Genomic DNA, 15576 nt, shown 5'->3' on the forward strand with positions numbered 1-15576 from the left:
TCGCTTGAGGAAAGAAAATTGCTGGCGAGTTAGTTCTCAATGCCGACGGTGAAGTCGACATTCTCCCAACGGTCGCCGTCGGGCCAGAAAAAAGTGAAGACGATCGTATTACCTCGCGGAATATCGGCCACCGGCAGATCCGCCAGATGGACGCAAAAGACATTCACGGAAGTGTTGATTTCATGGCTGGTCTGCCACTGGTCGCCGCTCCAGCGGATCAGTGCCGGCTGCAGCAGTTCAACCCGCAGCGTCTTGCCGGCTTCCATGGTGCGCAGCCTGTTGTTGAAGCGCCATATCCTCAGCGGCGAGCCGGTCTTGTCCCTGACATAGCGCTTGACGCCTTGCGGCGGCATGTCGAAGACGGCGCCGTCGCGGAGCGAGCGCAACAGCTTGATGTGTTCCGAATGCGCCCAGACCAGCGGCATGGCGCTGCCCGACGGCCTGCCCAGCCACAATTCGCGCTCCGGTATGTCGGCGCGGTCCCAGACCTGTTCCGGCAGCAGACCGCCCACGCCAGCCGAAGCCTCGAATGTCCTGAGCAGGCTTGCCGCCTTGTCCTTGTTACCGGCGGCCAGCTCGTAGTGGGCGCGTTCGCCGGCCAGCAACGGCCAGGGCCGGCCCTGGCCGTTGCCGTCGAAGGGCGCGCCGTCGGCGTGTTCGCCATAACCGTCGCTGGTGTAGCGATACCAGAGAGGCCCTTGCGGCAGGTCGCAGCGCAGTTGCGCGTCTATGATCTTGACCGTGCCGACGATGCGCGGATCGTCCGCGGCCCTGAGGCCGAAGCGGACCAGCGCCAGCGCGTCCGGGCTGACAATCGCTTCGGCCGGCTTGTCGGTATCGCCCGGCGGACGGTTCTTGATCGGTACGAAGCCGTCCTTCGGCGATGCGGCCCCTGAAGCGTCGGCCGGCGCGATGCGGATGTAGTACCCGTCGACGCCAGCCTCGTGGCACTCCGGTGTGCCGCTGACATAGGTCCAGCGCTCGATCTGGTCGTTCCAGCAATCTGCGACCTCGCGCAAATAGTTAGCCGGCTCGGGTTTGCCGTTGACGTCGAACAGATCGGCGGCGCCAAGCAGTGCCGATATTTCGACGGCGAGCGTGAATGGGCTGTAGCCCGCGTCCTCTTCCCAGCGGTCCTGCCCGGTGACGGGGCCATTGCGCACGATATAGGACGCTGCTTTCTCGACCATCGGCATGAAGGCGACGAGCTTTGCGCGCGGCAGGTGGCCGGCGCGGTGCAGCGCATCGGCAAGCAGCAGCGGGAAGGCGCATTCGTCCATCTGGATGCCCGGCCAATAGAGCGAGCCGTCGAGCCACACATTTTGTGGCCAGTGGCCGTCCGGCTGCTGGATGGAACGGAGATAGGCGAGGATCTCAAGCGCCTGCGCCGGATCGCCGGCGGCGAGGAAGCCGCCCGCAGTTTCGACGAGGTCGCGCGGCCAGACCAGATGATATCCGCCAAGGTCGTCGTCGCCCTTGCTGAACCCCCAAGGGATCGACAGGCTGGCGACGGCCGCACCGGGCCTCGCCAGCGACAGGTGTGTCGCCAGCACCGCTGTGCTGACGCGGTAGGTGTTGAGGCCGGATGCATCATGGTGGTCGAGCGCCGTCAGGCCTGCCTGCCATTTCCGCCATTTCGCGACATAGGCCTTTGCCGCCGGCTCAAACCCGCGTTTCAGGCTGGCGGCGGCGTTTTCGGCCGCTTCATCCGGCGTTGCCCCAAACCCAAGCGCAAGCAAGGCTTTGCTGTTGCGTAAGGAAAAGCCGATCTCGCCGGTCAGCGCGACATTGCCGTCCTCCGCCCTTTGGCAGGCCGGATCGAGCCGGCCGGCGCGGCTGAGTTGCTGCCAGCCGTCGGAAAAGCCTGCATAGCCGGCCGAGCAATCACCCCAGGGCAGCGAGGATGCAAGCGCCAGGCAGGTGCCGCGCCCGGACGCGAACAGCATCGGCCTCCCCTTGTGCTCGTCGGTCCAGGCGGTGTTGCCCATGCCGGCATTGACCAGATGCGGCGCCAGCAGGGCGTAGACGCGGTAGTCCGTGGCCACGCCTTCGAGTGCCGTGAAGCTGGTTTCCTGCAGCAAGGCCGGGCGCGCCGGATCCGCCAGGATGCGCTTTTCGATCTGGTAACGCGCCGTCGCGTTGATCAGCCGGTAGGCGGGCACGCCGTCCTCGAACGGCTCGATGGCATGCGTGGCGTCACGCTTCTCCTCGGAGAACCAGCCGCCGGGACCGGTGACCAGCAGTCCCATGTCGCGCGTGCAGGCGCTGTCGAGGCCGGGATAGTAGACTTCATTGACGATGCCATGGCTGAGCGTGAACCAGACGCGGCTCGCCGGCGAAAGCGCGGCACCTACGCCGCTCTTGGCGCTTGACGTCCAGCGCGCCGGAATTCCGGGCGCGCCCATTCTTTTGGGTGCACTGGGGGGAAGGGTCGGCGGCGTCGCTGCCATGCATGGTCTCCTGGGCCCTTCCCTAGACCAGCAGGCGAAGGCTTTTCAATCATCGCACCTGAAGTTGATCGCCAAAGCGTAACCGATCGCAGTTGACAAGCGAGCTCATCTGCATTTGTCTGACAATAGATAAAAAACAGGCAGCCAACGCCAAAACCATCAGCAACAGTCGGCGGGGCCGACAATCCATGGGAGGATTATGACATGAAGAAACTGCTCGTCCTGAGCGCTCTGGCGGCGATGCTCGCCTCGGGCACGGCGCTTGCCGACACCAGCGGCAAGAAGATCGCCTTCTCCAACAATTACGCCGGCAATTCGTGGCGTCAGGCGATGCTCGACAGCTACGGCATCGTCACCAAGAAGGCGGTTGAGGATAAGATCGTCGGCGCCGCCGACATCTTCACCACCGCCGACAAGGAAGTGCCGACGCAGGCTGCCCAGGTGCAGAACCTGATCCTGCAGGGCTATGACGCCATCGTCATCAACGCCGCCTCGCCGGATGCGCTGAACGGCGCCATCAAGCAGGCCTGCGATGCCGGCATCGTCGTCGTCTCCTTCGACGGGACCGTCACCGAACCTTGCGCCTACCGCGTCGTCGTCGACTTCAAGGACATGGGCAAGCAGGAAGTCGAGCAGATGGCCAAATTCCAGCCCAAGGGCGGCAATCTCCTGGAAATCCGCGGCCTTGCCGGCACCTCGATCGACGATGCCATCCATGCCGGCATCCTCGAAGGCGTCGCCGCCCATCCCGAGTTCAAGATCGTCGGTTCGGTGACCGGCGACTGGGACCAGACGACGGCGCAGAAGGCAGTCGCGACGATCCTGCCTTCGCTGCCCGACATCGTCGGCATCGTCGACCAGGGCGGTGACGGTTATGGCGCGGCACAAGCCTTTGCCGCCGCAGGCAAGCCGCGTCCGACCATCATCATGGGCAACCGCCAGGACGAGCTGAAATGGTGGAAGGAGCAGAAGGACAAGGACGGCTACCAGACCTGGTCGGCTTCGATAGCGCCCGGCGTGTCGTCGCTGGCCTTCTGGGTGGCGCAGCAGGTGCTCGACGGCCGCACGGACATTCCGCATGACCTTTTGGTGCCGTATCTCGCCTTTACCCAGGACAATTTCGAGACCGAGCTGCCGAAAATCAAGGAGGGCGGCGTCGCCACCCACGAATACAGCCAGGAAGACGCAATCGCGGCGATCAAAGCCAATATCAAGTGATGCATTGCATTCATTGCCAGCGGCATGACCGACCGGATATCGTTGAGCATGCCTGAGGCCAATACGGACATCATCAGACTGGGCGGCGCCGAAAAACATTTCGGCGCCGCCCATTTGGACATCATCAGGCTGAACGGCGCCGAAAAACATTTCGGCGCCGTTCGGGCGCTTAACGGCGTCGACTTCCATGTTGTATCAGGCGAATGCGTGGGGCTGGTCGGCCACAACGGAGCCGGCAAATCGACGCTGATGCATATGGTGGCCGGTACGCTGCAGCCCGATGGCGGTGAGATCGCGGTGCGTGGCAATGCCGAAACCGACTACTCGGTGGCGCGCGCGCTGAAACTCGGCATACGCTGCGTGTTCCAGGAACTGTCGCTCTGCCCTAACCTCAGTATCGCGGAGAATACGCGCATCAACCATCCGGCGCTCACCGGCTTCGGCTGGCGACGCAAGGCGGCTGCTCTCATTGCCGCCAAGCTGGACGAAATCTTTCCGGATCACGGCATCTCGGCAGACGACATTGCCGGCGATCTCTCCATCGGCCGGCGGCAGATGGTCGAGGTGGCGCGCGCCTTCACGGTGACGCGCGATCCGCTCGACTTGGTCATTCTCGACGAGCCGACCTCTTCGCTGGACGCGCATACTGCGGGCCAGCTGCTTGCCTTCGTGCGCCGTTTCGTAGCCACCGGGGGCAGCTGCATCCTGATCTCGCATGTGCTGGGCGAGGTGCTGCAGAATGCCGACCGCATCGTGGTCATGCGCGACGGCAAGGTGGTCGCCACGGACGTTGCAAAAGCGTTCGACCGCGACCGGCTGGTGGCCACCATGGGCGGCGCGGAAGCGCGCGAGAAGATCGCGGCGGAGATCGCCGCCAGGCCGGCGGCGGGCCCGCTCAGGGTGCGGGCGCGGCCCGAGCGGCAGCAGGACGGCAAGGAGCTTGTCGCTCGCGCCGGCGAGATCATCGGGCTTGCCGGGCTTGCCGGCCATGGCCAGACCGACCTGTTGCTGGCGATCTTTGCCGCCGCGACGCGTAGAAGGCTTGATATCGAGGTGACCGCCCCGGTGGCGCTGGTGGCCGGAGACCGCCAATCGGACGGCATTTTCCCGCAATGGTCTATTGCCGAAAACATCGGCATCCGCTCGCTGGCGCGGCTGCGCAAAGGGTTGCTGATCTCGCCGCAGCGCGAGGCCGAGCTTGCTGAGTTTTGGAAGCAGAAGATCGGCATCCGCACGCCTGACATGACCAACAACATCTTCTCGCTGTCCGGCGGCAACCAGCAGAAGGCGCTGTTTGCCCGCGCACTGGGTTCCGATGCGCAGATCGTGCTGATGGACGATCCGATGCGCGGCGTGGACATCGGCACCAAGCTCGAGGTCTACGATCTCGTGCGCGAGGAGGCGGCCAAGGGCCGGACCTTCCTCTGGTACACCACCGAGACCGAAGAGCTCGACAATTGCGACCACATCCATGTCTTCAAGAACGGCCGCATCGTCGCCAATCTCACGCGCGACGAGCTGACCGAGGAAAAGATCATCCAGTCCTCATTCGGCGACGCGGCCTGAGATGACGGCAGTCGCTCCCGGCCCTACGTCCTCGCCGCGCAGCAGCGCGGCCCGCGCGCGCCTGCTGCGCAGCCTGTTGCCGGCGCTGTCGCTGGCGCTGGTGGTTATCGCCATCGCCTGGCTCAACCCACGCGCCATCAGCTATTTCGGCTTCAGCTTGATGTTGAACCTCGCTATTCCGATCGCGCTGGCGACGATCGCCCAGATGTTCGTCATCGCCGGCAATGAGCTCGATCTGTCGATCGGCACCTTTGTCGGCTTTGTCGGCTGCGTCACCGCGACCTGGCTGAAGGACGCGCCGCTGCTCGGCGTGATCATCCTGCTCGGCTCCATAGGCGTTTATGCGCTGCTCGGCGCACTGATCCATCTGCGCAATCTGCCGTCGATCGTGGTGACGCTGGGCATGAGCTTCGTCTGGCAGGGACTTGCCATTCTGGTGCTGCCCAAGCCCGGTGGCAAGGCGCCGGACTGGCTCTTGTCGCTGATGGCCTTCAAGCCGCCCTTCATTCCGTTCCCTATCATCGCCGCGCTGGCGATCGCAGCGGTGGTGCATTTTGGGCTGATGCGCACCTCCTATGGCGTCATCCTGCGGGGATCCGGCGGCAATCCGGCGGCGCTCAGGCGCGCTGGCTGGTCGCTGCTTCGAACCAAGATCGTGCTGTTTGCGCTGACCGGCCTATTCGGCGTTCTGTCCGGCATGGCGCTGATCGGCATCACCACCTCGGCCGACGCCAATATCGGCAATGGCTACACGCTGCTGGCGATCGCCGGCGTCATTCTCGGCGGCGGCGAGTTCGTCGGCGGCCGGGTGTCGCCGATCGGCGCCGTGCTCGGCGCGCTGACACTGGCGCTGGCGGCATCGCCTCTGCTCACCTTCATGCACATTCCGCCGGACTGGCAGGTCGCGGCCAACGGCGCCATCCTGATCATCGTGCTGGCAGCCCGCGTCCTGATCAGCCGCAGGGAGAGGTAGCGATGACGCTGGTTAAATCGCTGGCCGCCAAACCCTGGATATGGTCGTTCATCGGCGCGATGTTCGTCTGGCTGGCGACCATCGCTTTCACCGGCGGCTATGGCGGCGGTGGCATGGTCACGGCGGCACTGTCGCTGGCGGTGTTCACCGTCATCGTCGGAGTCGGCCAAATGTTCGTCATCACGCTCGGGCCAGGCAATGTCGACCTGTCGCTGCCGGCCAATATCGGGCTCGCCAGTGCCGTCGCCATGAAGGTCATGGGCGGCAGCGATTCCATGATCGTGGTCGGGCTGCTCGCCGCGCTCGCCTGCGGCGCCGCCATCGGTGCCGTCAACTATCTCCTGATCTGGGCGCTGAGGATCCCGCCGATCATCGCCACTCTGTCGGCCAGCTTCATCATCCAGTCGATCGACATCAGCTATGGGCGTGGCCTGCAGATCAAGCCGCCGCCCGGCTTTGCCGATTTTGCGAACTGGCAAATCCTGGGCATTCCAGTGCTGGCGATCCTTACCGTATTGTTCAGCATCGGTGCGGCCATCGCCTTGCAGCGCATGATCTATGGCCGCTCGGTGCTGGCGATCGGCCAGAACATCCGCGCCGCGTGGCTTGCCGGCGTCAATGTCGGCCGCACCCGCTTCCTGACTTACACGCTGTCGGGCGCGCTCGGCGGCATGGACGGGGCGCTGCTCGCCGGCTATTTCCGCGGCGCCAATGTCGATATCGGCAACGAGTACCTGCTGGCCTCGATCGCCGTCGTCGTCATCGGCGGCACCTCGGTCGCCGGTGGCAAGGCCAATGTTCCCGGTGTCTGGGGCGCGGCGCTGTTCCTGGTGCTGCTTCTGACCATGCTCAACACGTTCGGCGTCAGCGCCGGCGTTCGGCTGTTGCTGACCGGGCTGATCATCGTCGGCGTCATCACCGTAGCCGGCGGCGAGAAAGCGCTGCGCTAAAAGGCGTGAGCCCGGCAGCAGTCCCGCCAAATTTGACCATGTGGACAAAAGTCCGCACCCGTTCCATAGTTCCGCGTCTGATTTCGGAACAGTCGGCTCGACACGGCTGTCAAACAGAGGGGCACTAGATGGAAAACCGGAAAAACAAATCGCAATCGACCGGCCTGTCGCGGCGCGACGTGCTGGAACTCGGCGCACTTGGCCTGGCCGCAGCCATGCTGCCGGGTGCAGCCCTCGCCAAGGACAAGAAGCTGAAGGTGGCGGCGATCTTCGCCACGCCGATCGAGGAGCCGTGGGACAACCAGATCCACGTCGCCCTGCAGAAGGCCGAGAAGGAACTCGGCATCGAATACAAATGGTCGGAAAAGGTGCAGACCGCCGATTTCAGCCGCGTCATGCGCGAATATGCGCAAGGCGGGTACCAGCTGGTGCTGGGCGACGCCTTCGCCGCCGAGCGTGAATCGCGCCGCACGGCAAAGCAGTTCCCGAAGACGGCATGGCTGTTCGGCTCGGGCGCCGGCCCGGCCGAGCCCAATTTCGGCGTCTTCGACAACTGGATCCACGAGCCGGCCTATCTGTCCGGCATGATCGCCGGCAAGATGTCGAAGTCGGGCACGATCGGCGCGGTGGCGGCCATGGGCATTCCGGAAGTGAACCGGCTGGTCAACGCCTTCTTTGCCGGCGCCAAGGAGGTCAATCCCAACATCAAGAAGAAGGTCGCCTTCATTGGCTCGTTCTTCGATCCGCCCAAGGCCAAGGAAGCGGCGGTCGCCCAGATCGATGCCGGCGTCGATGTCATCTATGCCGAGCGCTTCGGCGTCATCGAGGCGGCGGTGGACAAGAAGATCCTCGCCATCTCCAACATGTCCGACCAGTCGAGCCTCGGCCCCGACACGGTCATAACCGGGCCGGTCTGGGACATGTATCCGACGGTCGAGCAGGCGATCAAGCTGGTCAAGGCCGGTGTCTTCACCGCGCAGGATTATGGCGATTTCTCGCGCATGGCCAAGGGCGGGTCGTTCCTGGCGCCCTACCATAAATTCGACAAGACGCTGCCGGCGGATGTGAAGGATCTGGTCGAGAAGAAGAAGGCCGAGATCCTGGAAGGCAATTTCCGGGTGGATGTGGATGAGAACACGCCGGTTTCGGATTAGCTCGGCGTACCCTCCCCCTTGAGGGGAGGGTGGCCCGCAGGGCCGGGTGGGGTCCTCCGCGAAGTGCTCCATCCTGCTAAGTCATGGGTTGAGGCAGTTGAGGTGACCCCACCCGCCTCGCTTCGCTCGGCACCCTCCCCTCGAGGGGGAGGGGTATCTCCGCAGGAGCATCCTTGTCCGCCCCTCTCATCGAAATGCGCGGCATCACCAAGAGCTTCGGCGCCGTCAAGGCGAATGAGGCTGTCGATCTAAGCGTCGCCCCAGGTGAGATCCTCGGCCTGCTGGGCGAAAACGGCGCCGGCAAGACGACGCTGATGAATGTGCTGTTCGGCGCCTATGCGCCCGATGCCGGCGAAATTCTTATCCAGGGCAAGACCGTGCGGATCACCAGTTCGGCCGATGCGCTGGCCGCCGGCATCGGCATGGTGCACCAGCATTTTCATTTGGCGCCAAGGCTGACGGTCCTGGAAAACCTTCTGATTGGCATTCCCGGCAAATCCGGCCGCATCGACCGCGCCGGCGGACTTGCCCGGTTGTCCGACATCAGCCGTCAGTATGGGCTGACGCTGGACCCCAACCTGCCTGTCTCCGCGCTGTCGGTCGGCGAGCAGCAGCGGCTCGAAATCGTCAAGGCGCTGTTTCGCGGCGCCAGGCTGTTGATCCTCGACGAGCCGACGGCGGTGTTGGCGCCGAGCGAGGTCGACGGGCTGTTTTCGGCGCTGCGCTCGATGGCGGCGCAGGGGCTCGGCATCATCTTCATCTCGCATAAATTGAACGAGGTGCGGGCGCTCACCCATCGCTGCACCGTGTTGCGGCACGGCCGCGTCGCCGGCCGTGTCGACGATCCGGCGAACACGACATCGGCAGAAATGGCGCAGCTGATGTGCGGCCATGAGATCGTGCCGCCGGCAAGAGGACCTTCGACCCCAGGCGCGGCGGTGCTGACGCTCGACGGTATTTCCACCTCACGGCATTCGGGGACGCCGCTGCGCGATGTATCGCTTGCCGTTCGCGCGGGCGAAATCCTCGGCATTGCCGGGGTCTCCGGCAATGGCCAGCGGGCGCTGGCCGAGGTGATTTCCGGCACGCGCGCGCCCGACGCCGGCGCGATGACGATAGCCGGCAAACCTGTTACGCGGTTCTCGCCGCGCGAGGTGCAGGCGCTCGGCCTTGGCCGCATCCCGGAAGACCGTATGACGACCGGGCTGGTCACCAATCTGCCGCTCGCCGATTCCATGGTGTTGCCGCGCATTGGTACTGCGGCTTTCAGCAGCCGGGGCCTGCTCAAGCCAGATGCGATCCGCGCCTTCGCCGAAGAACAGATCAAGGCCTATGACATCAGGTGCCCCGGGCCGATGACCCGCGCCGGCGCGCTGTCGGGCGGCAATCTGCAGAAGGCGCTGCTGGCGCGCGAACTGGCTTTCGACCCGAAGGTGCTGATCGTCTCGCAGCCGACGCGCGGCCTCGACATCGGTGCCGCCCGCTTCATCCACGAAAAATTCCTCGACATGCGTGCCAAGGGCTGCGGGATCATCGTCATCGGCGAGGATCTCGAAGAGCTGCTGGTGCTCTGCGACCGCATCGCGGTGATGTATGAGGGCCGCATCGCCGGCACGCTGGACAGCGCCGATGCGACCATCGCGCGGCTTGGGCTGCTGATGACCGGGGCGGAGGGCAGAGCCTAGATGGACTTTCTCACTCGGTTCCTCGCAGAAACCTCAAATAATACTGCCCGCTTTTGGCTGACTTTAAGCGTCAGCGCTGCCCCTCACCTGCCTGCCGGCATCCTCTCCCCGTATAGAGACGGAGAGAGGGGCTCTCACCCATGGTTTCGCCAATCGCCACAGCTGCAAGAGGGGAGTTGCCATAGGGCCCAGATCCCTTCTCCCCGTGTCTATACGGGGAGAGGATGCCGGCAGGCGGATGAGGGGCGGCGCGACCGTCTGGGCGGCGGAGGGGCATAGCTGATGTTCCGCCTCGAAGCCCGCAGTTCCACCCCCGCCTGGTTCAATCTCGCTTTGCCGCTGCTGGCCATCGGCGCCACGCTTGCCCTGTGCAGCGGCCTCATCGCGCTGGCCGGCGCCGGCCTGCTTGAGGCCTATGGCGTGATGCTGTCGGCCTCGTTCGGCGACAGCTATGCCATCACCGAAACGCTGGTGCGCGCCGCCCCGATGATCTTCACCGGGCTGGCTGTGGCCGTCGCCTTCCGGGCCAAATTCTGGAACATCGGCGCCGAGGGCCAATTGCTGGCCGGCGCCGTGGCCAGCTGCTTCGTCGGCGCCATCCCGATGCCGGGCGCGCTGGCGATCCTGTCGATGGCGCTGGCGGGCGCTGCTGCCGGTGCCGCGGTAGCGCTGGTGCCCGCGACGCTCAGGGTCAAATTCAAGGTGGATGACGTCGTCAGCTCGCTGCTGCTCAACTCGGTCATCTACTATGCGCTGATGGCGCTGATCGAGGGGCCGTGGAAGGACTCGTTCAGCGGCTATCCGATCTCGCCGCCGATCGAGGATTCGGCGAATTTTCCGGTGCTGCTCGAAGGCACAAGGCTGCATCTGGGTGTCATCGCCGCGTTGATCGGGGCCCCGTTGATCTGGTTCCTGATCGTGCGCACCACGCTCGGCTTCCGGATCAGGGTCACCGGCGAAAGCCCGGAAGCCGCCCGCTATGGCGGCATACATGTCGAGCGGGTGCTGATCTCGACGGCGCTGCTGTCGGGCGCGCTGGCCGGGCTTGCCGGCGTCGGCGAGGTCGGCGGCGTGCATTTCCAGGTGATGAGCGACATTTCGCCGGGCTATGGCTATTCCGGCATCGTCGTTGCCATGCTGGCCAGGCTCAATCCGCTCGGCGTCGTACCGGCGGCGATCTTCCTGGCCGCCGTGATGACCGGCGCCGAAGCGATGTCGCGCGCCACCGGCGTACCGGCGTTCCTCAGCGATGTCATCCAGGGCACGGCGCTGCTCGCCATGCTGGTGGCGCTGCTGTTCACGGCCTATCGCATCCGCCGCGTCGGTGCCGCCTTATGAGCGCGGTGTTCGAACAGATCTTTCAGGTCGGCTTCCTCGCCGCCATTATCCGCATCGCCACGCCGCTGGCATTTGCCACGCTGGGCGAGATGTTCTCCGAGCGGGCCGGCGTGCTCAATCTCGGTATCGAAGGCATCATGCTGCTCTGCGCGATGACCGGGTTCACCGCCGCCAGCCTCAGCGGCAGCCTGTGGCTCGGCGTGCTGGCCGCGGTGTTGACCGGCATGGCGATGAGTGCGCTGCATGCGCTGTTCACCGTGGCGCTCGGCCTCAGCCAGCATGTCTGCGGCATCGGCGTTACTTTGTTCTCGTCCGGCCTTGCCTATTTCCTCTACCGTCTGACCTTCGGCCAGCAATCGGTGCCGCCCAGCATCAAGGGTTTTCAGACGGTGCCGATCCCGCTGCTGTCGGATATTCCGGTTCTGGGGTCAGCGGTTTTCAACCAGTTCGCGCTGGTCTACTTGGCAATCATTGCCATCCCGCTCGCTGCTTTCGTGCTCTACCGCACGCCTTGGGGGCTGTCGGTGCGGATGGTCGGCGAGAACCCGCGCGCCGCTGATTCCGCTGGGGTCAGCGTCATCGCCACGCGCTTCCAGGCGGTCATCCTCGGCGGTGCGCTGATGGGGCTTGCGGGCGCCTTCCTCACCATGGCACAGTTCAACGCCTTCACCTTTGGTGTCGTGTCGGGCCGTGGCTGGGTGGCGATCGCGCTGGTCGTGTTCGGCCGCTGGGACCCGTGGCGCTCTGCGGGCGCGGCGCTGCTGTTCGCCTTCGTCGATGCGCTACAATTGCGCATGCAGGCGAGCGGCCTCGGGCATATTCCCTATGAGACGTTCTTGATGCTGCCGTTCATTTTCACCATCGTCGCGATGGCCGTGATGTCACGCAACGCGGTTGCGCCGTCGGCGCTGCTGAAGCCGTTTCGACGAGAAGAGCGGTAAGCGAGTAGGACTTGGCGCCCTTCCTCTCCCCCGATCGACGGGGGAGAGGAAGGGCGCCAAGCCTGGGATACTCACATCGCCGTAAAACCATTATCGACAAACAGATGCGTCCCGTTAACGAAGCTGGACTCATCGCTGGCGAGGTACAGCGCTGCCTTGGCCACTTCCTCAGGCTCACCGATGCGGCCCTGCTGTGCGGCCAATGCGGCGTCCGACACGTCGACGCCGAGCTTGCCGAGATCGGCGACCTCGCGCAGGCCGTGCGGCGTGCGGATGAAGCCGGGACAGACGGCGTTGCAGCGTATGTTGCGGTCGCGGAATTCGACTGCGATGGCGCGCGCGAACATGTGGCAGGCGCCCTTGGTGGTGTCGTAGAGCACTTCCATGGGTGTGGCCGCCACAGCCGAGATCGACGAGGTGCAGACGATCGAACCGCCACCGGCAGCGATCATGCCCGGCAACACGGCGCGCGTCATCAGGAACATCGAGCGGACATTGACCGCATGCAGCCAGTCCCATTCCTGCACTGTCGTCTCCAGGAACGGCTTTATCACGATGGTGCCGGCATGGTTGAACAACACCGTGGCCGGGCCGAGCCTGGCAGTCGCCGCCTTCACTGCGGCCTCGACCTGCGCCTCGTCCGAGACGTCGGCCACCCAGTGTTCGGCGATATGTCCCCGCGCGCGTATCGCCGCCGCAGTGGCTGCCGCCGCCTCGCCATTGCGGTCGATGATCGCCACCTTGGCGCCCTCGGCGGCGAACAATTCCGAGGCAGCTCCGCCCATTCCGGTCGCGCCGCCCGAGATGATTGCAATCTTGCCGGCTAGTCTTGTACCCATGTTCTGTTCCCCGTTCCCAATCGAAATGATCCGCATTTACGCCGGAATGGCGATGCTATCGCCTATGCAGATGTCGGCCAAGCTTGTCGCTCGCTTGTCGCCAACAGGGGTCTCCCAGCAATCCCAAACCAAATAATAAGGAATACTGAGAAAATCGTTCTACATATCGCCAAAAAATAGCACTCGACAAAGTCTACTGATTTTATAGATTAATCCGCAAGACGGAGGTCGATATGTCCTATATCCAGAACGCCGAGACGGACCGCACCAGCCAGAGGCTGGCCAATAGCCAGGCTTTCCGCCCGGCCTATGCCGGCGCTTTCGCCTATCTCGTCTTTGCCCTTGCGTTCGTGTTCACCGGGGCAGTCGTGCTCGGCTTGATTCCCTGACCGATCAGGCCGAAAGGGTGGCGACCTAGCGCTTTCAGTGAGTGACCGGAGTTGATGAACCGAACGCGGACGCGCTTTGGCGCTGATGCTTGTTTTTACGCATGTCGTCGTCTCAAAACCGGGGGCGACATACATCCAACGTGATGGAGGAGATGGCAATGCCGATCGAGTTCACGCATGTTCCCGGTAAAACGCACGCCGCCGATGCCGGTTCGGCCGTACCGTTCTTCTATGATTTCGTCGAGACGGCGACCAAGCTGTCGCTGATTGAGGATTCCGGCTTCCAGAACATCGTCGTCGACGACCCGGCCGGGCTGTTGACCAATATGGACATCGCCGCCCAGGCGCTGGACCGCACCTCGTCGCTGGAAGTGGTGCTGACGCACTGGGCCGGCGTGATCGCGCCAGCCGTTGCGGCGCGGCAACTGGCGGCGCTCGACGCCAGGAGCGGCGGCCGGCTGGCGCTGAGGATGCTGAGCGAGCCGCTGGATGACGACGATGCCGAGACGCGTCCGGTCGGCCACACCGTGGTCTGGCAGCGCATCGACGAATATCTGGTGCTGCTGAAGCGGCTGTGGTCGAACGACCGGCCCTTCGACCATGAAGGTGCGTTCTACAGCATCAAGGGTGGCTATGTGCCGCGCAAGGGGCCGCATGGCGTCGACGTGATCATCCGCATGGGTGGCCAGTCCGGCACCGCGCTCAAGGTCGCCGGCCGCCATGCCGACGTGTTTGAACTCACGGCTGGTTCGCTCGACGAGATCCGCCAGCTGATGGAACGGGCGCGCAGCGCCGCCGCCGAGCATGGCCGCGCCGGCAAGCTGCGTTTTGCGCTTCCGGTCCGGGTCCGCTCGGAGGGTGGCGCCTCTACCGTCGGACACAAGGCGGTCGAACTTTCCGGACCACCGGCGCAGATCGCCCTGTCGCTGCTGCCCTATGCAGCGCTGGGCATCAGCGAGTTCATGATCGTCGGTGTCGACCGGCCGCGCGAGATCGCCAGCGTCGGCCGCGAGACGATCGCGCTCTTGCGCAACTCGCTGGCACGCCGTGAGGCTGAGGTGCCGCAGCCCGGCGCGTTTGCGCGGGCGGGTGGGGACATTCACGCAGGGTGAATTTGCGGGTGGAATGAAAAGCTATTTCGTAGCGTTCCGTCACACCCCCCTCTGCCCGGCAGGGCAGAGGGGTGCTGTCCCGCCAGCGTCTAATCACCACTCAGCACTGCCAGCGCCACCAGCACCGCGTCAGATTCCGTCAGCGTACCAAATACCCCGTCCTCCACCGTCACCATATGCAGCGCCGCGTCATGCGCGTATTGGTCGCCACTGGCGCAGGCATCGGCGATGGTCAGGCACTGGAAATTGCGGTCGCAGGCCTCGCGCAGCGTCGTGTGCACGCAGACATCGGTCGTGCAGCCGGAAAAGATCAGATGGGTGATGCCGCGTGCGCGCAGCACAAGCTCCAGATCCGTATAGGTGAAGGCGCTGTTGCAGGTCTTGTCGACGATGATGTCGTGCGGCGCGACGTCGATCTCGGCGACGATCTGAAAGCCGGGGCCGGAGCGCAGCAGCACGTCGGTGCCTTCGAGACCAGCCCGCTTGCGGCGCCATCTCTCGTACGGCGTCATGTCGGCCATGTCGCCGCGATATCCCTGCCTGGTGTAAATGATGGTGAGGCCGGCCGCACGTGCCGCTGATATCAGTCGGTTGACTGTCGGCAGGATGGCGCGCAGCGGCGCGGGGTCATAACCCTTCCTGGCGAAATAGCCGGTCGGCGAAAGGAAATCCTCCTGCAGGTCGATGACCAGCAGCGCGGTGTTTGCTGGCACCAGCCGGCCGTCATAGGGGAAATCGAACGGTATCGCCTTGATCATCGCAGCCTGCCTCAATTGCTGCCCGGTATCGTGGCCCAGCAACCCTGCGGCCGTCCATCCCTCAGTGCGACGACACCAGGTAGACCGATGCCAGGACGATGTGCCGTTGAGACATCGCGCCCACAATCGTTGGCCAAAAAAGCCATCTTGTTTGTTGACTACTAAACTCATGTTTTATAGTCAAGCAGGGGCACTCGGCCGCC

Annotated in this window: 13 protein-coding genes; 10 read left to right on the forward strand and 3 right to left on the reverse strand. The window is 64.4% G+C overall.

Annotated elements, in window-relative coordinates:
* Positions 1-29: 29 nt before the first annotated feature.
* The gene (locus tag NKL06_RS17995) at positions 30-2450 is read right to left on the reverse strand and encodes a glucan 1,4-alpha-glucosidase (RefSeq protein WP_023807700.1); all 2421 of its coding nucleotides are present in this window, start codon (positions 2448-2450) and stop codon (positions 30-32) included.
* A 204-nt stretch (positions 2451-2654) separates the two neighbouring features.
* Here NKL06_RS17995 and NKL06_RS18000 point away from each other — a divergent pair, with 204 nt between their 5' ends.
* The 8 genes from NKL06_RS18000 to NKL06_RS18035 all read left to right on the forward strand — a co-directional run bounded on the left by NKL06_RS18000 (position 2655) and on the right by NKL06_RS18035 (position 12275).
* Complete coding sequence (locus NKL06_RS18000) at positions 2655-3668, forward strand: ABC transporter substrate-binding protein (RefSeq protein WP_023683930.1); 1014 nt, start codon at positions 2655-2657, stop codon at positions 3666-3668.
* A 48-nt stretch (positions 3669-3716) separates the two neighbouring features.
* A complete protein-coding gene (locus NKL06_RS18005) occupies positions 3717-5234 on the forward strand; it encodes a sugar ABC transporter ATP-binding protein (RefSeq protein WP_023732918.1) in 1518 nt (505 codons plus the stop codon).
* A 1-nt stretch (position 5235) separates the two neighbouring features.
* Positions 5236-6207 carry an ABC transporter permease gene (locus NKL06_RS18010; RefSeq protein WP_023694460.1) on the forward strand — a complete coding sequence of 324 codons (972 nt, stop codon included), beginning with the start codon at positions 5236-5238 and terminating at the stop codon, positions 6205-6207.
* A gap of 2 nt (positions 6208-6209) precedes the next feature.
* Entirely contained in the window at positions 6210-7157 is a 948-nt protein-coding gene (locus NKL06_RS18015) for an ABC transporter permease (protein ID WP_023694459.1), read from the forward strand.
* Between the two features lie 128 nt (positions 7158-7285).
* Positions 7286-8311 carry a BMP family protein gene (locus tag NKL06_RS18020; RefSeq protein ID WP_023694458.1) on the forward strand — a complete coding sequence of 342 codons (1026 nt, stop codon included), beginning with the start codon at positions 7286-7288 and terminating at the stop codon, positions 8309-8311.
* A gap of 173 nt (positions 8312-8484) precedes the next feature.
* Positions 8485-9996 (forward strand): ABC transporter ATP-binding protein, encoded by a 1512-nt coding sequence (locus NKL06_RS18025; RefSeq protein ID WP_023807701.1) that lies wholly within the window; start codon positions 8485-8487, stop codon positions 9994-9996.
* Between the two features lie 282 nt (positions 9997-10278).
* Positions 10279-11334, forward strand: a complete 1056-nt coding sequence (locus NKL06_RS18030; protein WP_023694456.1) for an ABC transporter permease — start codon at positions 10279-10281, stop codon at positions 11332-11334.
* Complete coding sequence (locus tag NKL06_RS18035; protein ID WP_023694455.1) at positions 11331-12275, forward strand: ABC transporter permease; 945 nt, start codon at positions 11331-11333, stop codon at positions 12273-12275. Before NKL06_RS18030 ends, NKL06_RS18035 begins: the two co-directional genes overlap by 4 nt.
* A 71-nt stretch (positions 12276-12346) precedes the next feature.
* On the opposite strand, the gene NKL06_RS18040 is transcribed toward NKL06_RS18035, so the two are convergent.
* Positions 12347-13114 carry an SDR family NAD(P)-dependent oxidoreductase gene (locus NKL06_RS18040; RefSeq protein WP_023686096.1) on the reverse strand — a complete coding sequence of 256 codons (768 nt, stop codon included), beginning with the start codon at positions 13112-13114 and terminating at the stop codon, positions 12347-12349.
* 233 nt (positions 13115-13347) lie between these two features.
* Here NKL06_RS18040 and NKL06_RS18045 point away from each other — a divergent pair, with 233 nt between their 5' ends.
* Both NKL06_RS18045 and NKL06_RS18050 read left to right on the forward strand, forming a co-directional pair.
* Positions 13348-13503, forward strand: a complete 156-nt coding sequence (locus NKL06_RS18045; RefSeq protein WP_023670454.1) for a hypothetical protein — start codon at positions 13348-13350, stop codon at positions 13501-13503.
* 158 nt (positions 13504-13661) lie between these two features.
* A complete protein-coding gene (locus tag NKL06_RS18050; protein ID WP_023715880.1) occupies positions 13662-14615 on the forward strand; it encodes an LLM class flavin-dependent oxidoreductase in 954 nt (317 codons plus the stop codon).
* Between the two features lie 89 nt (positions 14616-14704).
* Here the strand turns inward: NKL06_RS18050 and NKL06_RS18055 are convergent, their stop codons facing one another.
* Entirely contained in the window at positions 14705-15373 is a 669-nt protein-coding gene (locus tag NKL06_RS18055) for a cysteine hydrolase family protein (protein ID WP_023694452.1), read from the reverse strand.
* Positions 15374-15576: the final 203 nt, after the last annotated feature.

It is taken from the genome of Mesorhizobium sp. C268A, assembly GCF_040324475.1.
In the GTDB taxonomy this organism is placed as follows: Bacteria; Pseudomonadota; Alphaproteobacteria; order Rhizobiales; family Rhizobiaceae; genus Mesorhizobium.

What these genes read in the sequence shown, in the direction of transcription:
- NKL06_RS17995 (WP_023807700.1), bottom strand. Translation starts at nt 2,450, where the DNA reads ATGGCAGCGACGCCGCCGACCCTTCCCCCCAGTGCACCCAAAAGAATG.
- NKL06_RS18000 (WP_023683930.1), top strand. Translation starts at nt 2,655, where the DNA reads ATGAAGAAACTGCTCGTCCTGAGCGCTCTGGCGGCGATGCTCGCCTCG.
- NKL06_RS18005 (WP_023732918.1), top strand. Translation starts at nt 3,717, where the DNA reads ATGCCTGAGGCCAATACGGACATCATCAGACTGGGCGGCGCCGAAAAA.
- NKL06_RS18010 (WP_023694460.1), top strand. Translation starts at nt 5,236, where the DNA reads ATGACGGCAGTCGCTCCCGGCCCTACGTCCTCGCCGCGCAGCAGCGCG.
- NKL06_RS18015 (WP_023694459.1), top strand. Translation starts at nt 6,210, where the DNA reads ATGACGCTGGTTAAATCGCTGGCCGCCAAACCCTGGATATGGTCGTTC.
- NKL06_RS18020 (WP_023694458.1), top strand. Translation starts at nt 7,286, where the DNA reads ATGGAAAACCGGAAAAACAAATCGCAATCGACCGGCCTGTCGCGGCGC.
- NKL06_RS18030 (WP_023694456.1), top strand. Translation starts at nt 10,279, where the DNA reads ATGTTCCGCCTCGAAGCCCGCAGTTCCACCCCCGCCTGGTTCAATCTC.
- NKL06_RS18035 (WP_023694455.1), top strand. Translation starts at nt 11,331, where the DNA reads ATGAGCGCGGTGTTCGAACAGATCTTTCAGGTCGGCTTCCTCGCCGCC.
- NKL06_RS18040 (WP_023686096.1), bottom strand. Translation starts at nt 13,114, where the DNA reads ATGGGTACAAGACTAGCCGGCAAGATTGCAATCATCTCGGGCGGCGCG.
- NKL06_RS18045 (WP_023670454.1), top strand. Translation starts at nt 13,348, where the DNA reads ATGTCCTATATCCAGAACGCCGAGACGGACCGCACCAGCCAGAGGCTG.
- NKL06_RS18050 (WP_023715880.1), top strand. Translation starts at nt 13,662, where the DNA reads ATGCCGATCGAGTTCACGCATGTTCCCGGTAAAACGCACGCCGCCGAT.
- NKL06_RS18055 (WP_023694452.1), bottom strand. Translation starts at nt 15,373, where the DNA reads ATGATCAAGGCGATACCGTTCGATTTCCCCTATGACGGCCGGCTGGTG.